The 7,719-nt window shown below is 68.3% G+C and carries 5 protein-coding genes and 2 pseudogenes; 2 read left to right on the forward strand and 5 right to left on the reverse strand.

Annotated elements, in window-relative coordinates; genetic code table 11:
• Positions 1-528: 528 nt before the first annotated feature.
• From N800_RS16555 to pilG, 5 genes and pseudogenes are all read right to left on the reverse strand, one after another.
• Positions 529-2,724: pseudogene (locus N800_RS16555) on the reverse strand (Hpt domain-containing protein); the annotation flags it as partial.
• Positions 2,725-2,822: 98 nt separating this feature from the next.
• The gene (locus N800_RS12685; protein WP_036139258.1) at positions 2,823-4,844 is read right to left on the reverse strand and encodes a methyl-accepting chemotaxis protein; all 2,022 of its coding nucleotides are present in this window, start codon (positions 4,842-4,844) and stop codon (positions 2,823-2,825) included.
• Between the two features lie 29 nt (positions 4,845-4,873).
• The gene (locus N800_RS12690; protein WP_036139261.1) at positions 4,874-5,422 is read right to left on the reverse strand and encodes a chemotaxis protein CheW; all 549 of its coding nucleotides are present in this window, start codon (positions 5,420-5,422) and stop codon (positions 4,874-4,876) included.
• Position 5,423: 1 nt separating this feature from the next.
• Positions 5,424-5,789, reverse strand: a complete 366-nt coding sequence (locus N800_RS12695; protein WP_036139263.1) for a response regulator — start codon at positions 5,787-5,789, stop codon at positions 5,424-5,426.
• Positions 5,790-5,808: 19 nt separating this feature from the next.
• Entirely contained in the window at positions 5,809-6,207 is a 399-nt protein-coding gene (gene pilG, locus N800_RS12700) for a twitching motility response regulator PilG (RefSeq protein WP_036139267.1), read from the reverse strand.
• Between the two features lie 180 nt (positions 6,208-6,387).
• Between pilG and gshB the strand changes: the two genes are divergently transcribed.
• Complete coding sequence (gene gshB / locus N800_RS12705; RefSeq protein WP_036139270.1) at positions 6,388-7,335, forward strand: glutathione synthase; 948 nt, start codon at positions 6,388-6,390, stop codon at positions 7,333-7,335.
• A 37-nt stretch (positions 7,336-7,372) separates the two neighbouring features.
• Positions 7,373-7,719 (forward strand): annotated as a pseudogene (locus N800_RS12710) (energy transducer TonB); the annotation flags it as partial.

Here is a 7,719-nt window from a genome sequence, read left to right on the forward strand (position 1 = left end):
GCGTTCGATGGCATCGGCCACCTCGCCCATCACGGAAATCCCTTGCTCGGTCGGCACAAGGCGAGCGGCGAGCAGGCGCTTGACGTAGACCTCGGCGGGCCCGGTGATGGCGGTGATCACCGGCACTTCGGTCATCGCGAACGCGCCATTCAGGGTGTGGATCGCGCGCTGGAGCACATCATCGGCGGTGGTGCGATCCGGCGTCTGCGCTGCCAGCCAGTTGCGGATGGTGGCCAGATGGCCGCCCACCTCGATTCCCAGGATCTCCAGCAGCACGGCATCGACCGAAGCGGCTACGCTCGGTTCGACCTCGGTCACCGCGGCCGCGGGTTCGACCTTAACGGCGGCCGCTTCGACCACGGGCTCGGGTTCGGTCGCCACCACGGGGGCGGACTCCACCGGGGCCGGCGCGGGGGCGCGCTCGCGCTCGACGTAGAAGGCCTCTTCGCCGCTGGCGAGCAGGTCGGCGTGCGCTTCCATGCCCGCCAGGTCGGCGGTGATGGCGCCCGTGCCGGCCAGCGCGGCGTACAACTGGGGCAACGCCGCATGGGCGCGACCGATCAGGTCGATCACCGGCGGGGTGGCCGGCCGCGTGCCGTCCAGCACGCGGTTGAGCATGTTCTCCATCTTCCAGCTGAACTCGCCCAGCGTCTTGGCGCCGACCAGGCGACCACTGCCCTTCAGCGTGTGGAACACGCGACGGATGGGGCGCAGCTGTTCGCCGTCGTCCGGCATCGCACGCCACGCCGGCAGCAGCGAATCCAGGTTACCGATTTCCTCGCTCAACTCCTCGAGGAAAACCTCGCGGATGTCATCGTCGATATCGTCGCTGTGCTCGAAGCCACCGGCGGCGCTGGTCGGTGCGGGGGCTGCCGAAACCACCGGCGTCGGGGCCACAACGGCGTCCTCCGACACGGGGGCGGACGGCGTGGACGCCGCCGGCATGACCGTGGCGACGGGCGTGGCGTCCGTCAGGTTCAGGGCCGGCTCGGGAATGGCGAGGTCGGTGAATGCCGACGCCGGTTCCAGCGCGCCGGCGGGGATCGGCCAATAACCCAATGTCTCCAGGCTCAGGCGCGCGATGTCGAGGATGCGTTCGCGGTTGGGACGCTGCTCGCGCAGCGCTTCGAGGTAATACTCGACGCTGGCAAGCGCATCGGCCAAGGTGTCGAGCTGCTGGCCATTGGGCACGCGGCGACGGCCGAGCAGTTCGGCCTGGGTGTAGGCACGGATGGCCTGCAGGAAATCGGCGGGCTGGGACAGGTCGAGCATGCGCAACGCGCCGCCGACTTCCTCCAGCAGACGCGGCACGTCCACCAGCTCTGCGTGGTCCCAGTTGGTTTCGACGAAGGCCACGAACGCCTGGCGGGCATCGCCGAAGTTGGCGATCGCCTCGCGCACGACCACTTCGAGCACGCGCTGCGCTTCACCCGCCAGCAGGTCCTCGTCGCTGGGGTTCTCGGCCATGCCCAGGCGGCTGACCTGGTCATCCAGCGAGGCATCGACGTAGAGCAACGCGCCGGCAACATCCAGCAGCGCGGACTCGTCCGCGACGCGCTGGCCGGACACGATCTCGTGCATCGCATCGCGCTGCTGCTGCACGACGCTGCGCGCCACGCCCAGACCCATCATGCCCAGCGTGTCGCTGACCCGGCCCAGCGCCTCGACCTGGGGGCGCAGTTCACTGATGTCGGTCTTGCCGGTGCGCAGGTGCAGGTCAAGGGCATCCTTGACCCGCATCAGGTCTTCCTTGATTGCGGCCGACACCGTGTCCAGCAGCGCGCGGTTGCGGCCGCTGAGGCTGCCGCGCGCGTGTTCGATCTCGCTTTCGCTGGGCAGCTGGGTATTCAGGTCGAAGGTGCTGCGCAGGTCGTCCAGTGCCGGGTGCGCAGCGCCATGGTGGGCCACGTGGTACAGCAACTGGCGGGTCGGTTCGGCTGCGGCCTCGTCACGCGGGCCGCTGAAGCCGTCGCCCTCCAGCATCAGGCGCGCTTCGCGCTCGACGCCGGCAAACGCCTGGCGCAGCGGACGGGTCGACTGCAGGGCGCCATCGCGCAGGGCCTGCGCCACGGAAGACGCCACCCACAGCATGCGGCGCAGCGGTTCGACCACCACGTCGGCCAACAGGCCTTCCACCGCGCGGACCAGTTGGCCGGCGTCGGCGGGCGCGCCATCCTCAGGCCAGCGCGCCAGTGCCTCGCGCAGCGCACCCAGTTGCGGGCGACCCGCCTGCGAGGAAGGCAGCCCAGTGTTGGGCGCCGGTACGCTCTCGGGCAGCGGGCGGTCCAGGTCGGGCGAGAACAGTACGCTTTCGTTCAGGCCCGGCTCGCCGCGCGTGGCACGCAACTCGTTGAGCAGCGGCAGCAGCACGATCGGGATGTCCCGATGGCCACCCTGCAGGCGTTCCAGATAGTCGGGCAGCTGCACCGCGCCGCGCATCAGCACCGCGCAGGCTTCGTCACGGTCGGCCACGTCGCCGCGCATCAGCGCCAGCGACAGCCGTTCCATTTCCTCGGCGACCATCGCCGGCGCATACAGCTCCACCATGCGCAGCGTGCCGTGCACCTGGTGCAGGTGTGCCGCGCATTCCTTCATCCGGCTGGCGTCACCCGGCGACTCGGCGAAGGCCTCGATGGCCTCGCGCGCGTGGCGCATGGTTTCATCCAGCTCCGGCTTGATCCAACCCAGCGTGGTGGTGTCGATCGCGTCACGCATCACGGTCATCGCACCCCCAACGTGCGGCCGGGGCCGCGCCACAAGGGCGGCGGCAATCCGGACTAATCATCCTCGGCCTCGACATGAGTACTGCTGCCCTTCTCTGGTCAGGCCGGCAGCTTGAAGTCGGCGACCGAGCGGCGGAGGTCGGCGGCGAGCTGCGCCAGGTTACCAATCGACTGCGCCGTCTGGCTCGCACCCTGCGAGGTCTGCGCGGTAATCGACTGGATCGTGTTCATCGTCGCGGTGATGTTGGTCGCCGCGCTGGACTGCTGCTGCGCCGCGGTCGAAATGCCCTGAATGAGGCCCGACAGGTCGGACGACACCTTTTCGATCTCACCCAGCGCGGTACCCGCGTCCTCGGCCAGTCGCGCACCGGCGACCACTTCCGAGGTCGTCTGTTCCATCGACGACACGGCTTCGTTGGTATCGCTCTGAATGGTCTGCACCAGCGTTTCGATTCGCTTGGTCGCGTTGGACGCGCGTTCGGCGAGTCGCTGCACTTCGTCGGCCACCACCGCGAACCCGCGACCGGCTTCACCGGCCGAGGCCGCCTGAATTGCCGCGTTCAGCGCCAGGATGTTGGTCTGCTCCGAGATGTCGTTGATCAGTTCCACGATCGAGCCGATTTCCTGCGAGCTTTCGCCCAGGCGCTTGATTCGCTTCGAGGTTTCCTGGATCTGGTCGCGGATGCTGTCCATGCCGGCGATCGTCTGTCGCACCACGCCCGCGCCCTTGGTCGCGATCTGCACCGAGCGCTGCGCCACTTCCGCCGATTCGGAGGAGTTGCGCGACACCTGGTTGATGCTCGCCGCGATTTCGTTGATGCGGTCGGAGGCCGAGCTGATTTCCTGCGCCTGGTGTTCGGCGGCTTCGGCCAGGTGCATGGCGGTGGCCTGCGTTTCCTGCGCGCTGGACGCCACCTGCACCGAGGTGTCGGTAATCGTCTGCACCAGGCTGCGCAGCTGCTCCACGGCGAAGTTGATCGAGTCCGCGATCGCGCCGGTCATGTCCTCGGTCACGGTCGCCTTCACGGTCAGGTCGCCTTCCGCGAGCGAACCCATTTCGTCCAGCAGGCGCATGATCGCCTCCTGGTTACGGTCGTTGAGTTCCTTGGTGGACTCATAACGCTGCTTCTGCGCACTGCTGAGCGACCACAGCAAGCCGGCGATGGCGATCAGCGCGGCCAGACCCGACAGGATCGACAGCCAGATGTTGCCGAGGATGCTGGTGTCCTTCAGCGAACCGAAGGCGGTGAAGGCGTCGAACAGGTTGCGGCTGTCGTTGAGCAGCTTGTCCGAACCGGCGGTCAGCGCGGCGGCGGAGGACTGCGCGGCAAACAGGTTCCTGGAGTTGCCCAGGATCGCGTCGACGTCCGTCTTCATCTTCTTCCAGCGCGTCTCGGTGCGCGTCAGCGCAGCCAGCGCGCCGCCGTTGGACAGCGCGGTCACGCCGGCAGCCTGGTCGCCCTTGCGCAGGCCGGCAAGCACGTTGTCGAACACGGTGGCGTTGCGGCCGAGCGCGTCACCGGCGCGGGCGGCGCTGGTGCCGCCGGCGCGGATTTCGGTGATCGAACCGGCCATCGCCGAGGACAGCACCACCTGGCGCAGGGCGAGGTAGACCTGCGACGACGGCGAGCCGCTGGCCGACATCGCGCGGACCAGTTCGTCCAGCTCGGCTTGCAGCGACGACACTTCGCTGGCGAAGCTGTTGGCATTACCCGCCAGACCCAGCAGCGCCTTTTCCGACGCAATCACCTGCTCGGCGCTCTTGCCCAGCGGGGCCCACGTGTCGGTGACGTTCTTGATCGGTCCGGCCACGCCCGCCGTGGCGCCGAAGTTGGCGTTCAGCTGCTTGATGTCGTCGTCGATCTTGCCCTTGGTGTCCTTGAACGCCGCGAACGCCGTCGAGTCACCGCTGACCGCCTCGCGGCCCTGGTTGGCCAACTGCTGCGACAGCACCTGCAGGTTCGAGGCCGCGGAGCTCGCACCGCCGAGGCGGGCCGCCTTCCAGGTCGCATAACCGGTGTTCGCGCCGAAGATCAGCAGCGATACGCCCAGCACGGTCAGCCAGGTGTTGACGCCCAGGCTGCGGGCCTTGCCGGCGACGGTGTTCATGTTAGTGCTCATGGTTCAACCTCGAAAAATCGCGGATGCGGTCAGACCGCGGCTTGTCTGAATTCGGGCGTGCGCGCCAGCCGGTCCAGGCTGAAGACGCCCCACGCGTGATGATCCAACCGGTAGGTGCGGTCGACGAAGTGGCCGTAGCGGCCCTCCGCCATTTGCCCGGCCACTGCGTCGTCGGCGGGTAGCTCCTGCTCCTCCACGAAGCTTCGCTGCCCGAAGAGCTCGTCGATGAGCACGGCCACGTCGCCGCCGGCCTGGCGGACCAGCAGGATGCGCTGGCTCTCGTGCAGCACCGTGCGCTCGCCTTCGAGGAACTGCTTGAGGTCGACGATGGGCAGCAGGTTGCCGCGCACGTTGGCCACGCCCAGCATCCAGGGCTGCGCGCCCGGCACCGGGGTCACCTGCGGCAGCGGCAGGATTTCGCGAACCTCGTCGAAGCCGGCGGCCAAGCGGCGCGAACCGATGCGGAAACCGACGCCGCGCCACAGGCCCGGCGCGTCGAGCTGCTCAGGCAAGCCGACCACGTGCGCCAGGCTGCGCTGCTCGTAGTTGGCCAGTAGATCGAAGGGAGCCAGGCCCATGTCACCCCCCCAACAGGGCGTTGATCCGGGCCACCAGTTCGTCTTCGCGCGGCGGCTTGACGATGTAGTCCTTGGCGCCTTGGCGCAGGCCCCAGGCCTTGTCCGTCTCCATGCCCTTGGTGCTGACGATCAGCACCGGGATGGACTTGGTGTCGGCGTCGCGCGACAGCGCGCGGGTGGCCTGGAAACCGTTCATGCCCGGCAGGACCACGTCCATCAGCACCAGGTCGGGCTTCTCGCGACGGCAGACCTCGATGCCGTCCTCGGCGCTGCCGGACGACAGCACGTCGTGGCCGTTGCGTTCCAGGAGCTGGGTGAGGACCGCCGTGTCGGTCGGCGAGTCCTCGATCAGAAGAATTCGTGCCATTGAGTGCCTTACCCCCCGGTCAGGCGTTGACGTGCGTGCGAATCGCGCCGAGGAGTTCCTCGCGCGTGAATGGCTTGGTCAGGTACTGCTCGGAGCCGACGATGCGGCCGCGGGCCTTGTCGAAGAGACCGTCCTTGGACGACAGCATGATCACTGGCGTCGACTTGAACAGCTGGTTGTTCTTGATCAGCGCGCAGGTCTGATAGCCATCCAGCCGCGGCATCATGATGTCCACGAAGATGATCTGCGGCTGCTGGTCGGCGATCTTGGCCAGCGCCTCGAAACCGTCGGTGGCGGTCACAACCTCACAGCCTTCGCGCTTGAGCAAAGTCTCGGCGGTACGCCGGATGGTCTTGGAGTCATCAATCACCATGACCCGCAGACCACCGAGGCTGCCGTTGCGCTCGTCGTCTTGCATTCTCTTTCCCCAGACGTGGGTACCGTTATGCGTCGGCACCTCACCAGGCTCCCTTTATTCCAAGCCGGACGCGCACTGTCAAGCGCGTTTTTCCCGGGATTTGGCTGAATGCCGTCTACCGACACAGTTGCAGCCCCCCCGCCTGTTACCATCGCTGTCGTCTCCCCGCGCACGCTGACCATGCCGCTCGACATCGTTGTGGTGATGGACCCGATCGGCTCCATCAAGATCGCCAAGGATTCCACCTTCGCCATGCTGCTGGAGGCCCAGCGACGTGGCCACCGGCTGCACTACGTCATCCCCGGCGGGCTGTTCCTGCGCGACGGGGTGGCGCATGCCCACACCGCCGCCCTGACCGTGAAGGACGACCCGCGCGGCTGGTTCGAACTGGGACCAGTGTCACACCTTGAGCTGGGCCGCGGCCACGTGGTGCTGATGCGCAAGGACCCGCCGGTGGACGCGTCCTACCTGCACGACACCCAGATCCTGGGCCTGGCGCAGCGCGCCGGCGCGCTGGTGATGAACGACCCGCAGGGCCTGCGGGACATGAACGAGAAGCTGACCGCGCTGGAGTTCCCGCAGTGCTGCCCGCCCACCCTGGTCAGCCGCGACGCCGCCGCCATCAAGGCCTTCATCGCCGAGCACGGTGACGCGGTGCTCAAGACCCTGGACGGCATGGGCGGGCGCTCGATCTTCCGCGCCCGCGCCGGCGACCCCAACACCAACGTGATCCTGGAAACGCTGACCGAAGGCGGCCGCCACCTGGCCATGGCCCAGCGCTACCTCCCCGAGATCACCGCCGGCGACAAGCGCATCCTGCTGGTCGATGGCGTGGCGGTGGACTTCTGCCTGGCGCGGATCCCGCAGGGCGACGAGTTCCGCGGCAACCTGGCCGCCGGCGGCCGCGGCGAAGGCCGCCCGCTGACCGACCGAGACCGCTGGATCGCCGCGCAGGTGGGGCCCGAGATGAAGCGCCGCGGCATGCTGTTCGTGGGCTTGGACGTGATCGGCGACTACCTGACCGAGGTCAACGTCACCAGCCCGACCTGCATCCGCGAGCTGGACGCGCAGTTCGGGCTGAACATCGCCGGGCAGCTGTTCGACGCCATCGAGTCGCGCCTGGCATGAGCCGGGGCGGTCGCGACCGCTCACTGCGGGGGTGGGCATGGCTGCCGTGATGCCCACGCCGGGCGTCGGCGAGAACCAGCGTCTGGGCGCGACCATGACCCTTTCGCTGCTGGTGCACGGACTGGTGGTGCTGGGTTTCGGCTTCGCGCTGGAAAGCGCCGCACCGGTGGTACCCACGCTGGACGTGATCCTGACCCAGACCACCTCGGCGCTGACGCCCAAGCAGGCGGACTTCCTGGCCCAGGCCAGCAACCAGGGCGGCGGTGAGCACGACAAGGCCAGTCGCCCGCGCGACAACCAGACGGGGCCGATCGCGCAGGTGCAGCCCGGCGTGGCGCCGCGCCCGCTGCGTGCGCAGGCCCCGACCCCGCAGCCCGCCCCGCG

The sequence above is a fragment of the Lysobacter daejeonensis GH1-9 genome (assembly GCF_000768355.1).
In the GTDB taxonomy this organism is placed as follows: domain Bacteria; phylum Pseudomonadota; class Gammaproteobacteria; order Xanthomonadales; family Xanthomonadaceae; genus Aerolutibacter; species Aerolutibacter daejeonensis.

What these genes read in the sequence shown, in the direction of transcription:
- N800_RS12685 (WP_036139258.1), bottom strand. Translation starts at nt 4,844, where the DNA reads ATGAGCACTAACATGAACACCGTCGCCGGCAAGGCCCGCAGCCTGGGC.
- N800_RS12690 (WP_036139261.1), bottom strand. Translation starts at nt 5,422, where the DNA reads ATGGGCCTGGCTCCCTTCGATCTACTGGCCAACTACGAGCAGCGCAGC.
- N800_RS12695 (WP_036139263.1), bottom strand. Translation starts at nt 5,789, where the DNA reads ATGGCACGAATTCTTCTGATCGAGGACTCGCCGACCGACACGGCGGTC.
- pilG (WP_036139267.1), bottom strand. Translation starts at nt 6,207, where the DNA reads ATGCAAGACGACGAGCGCAACGGCAGCCTCGGTGGTCTGCGGGTCATG.
- gshB (WP_036139270.1), top strand. Translation starts at nt 6,388, where the DNA reads ATGCCGCTCGACATCGTTGTGGTGATGGACCCGATCGGCTCCATCAAG.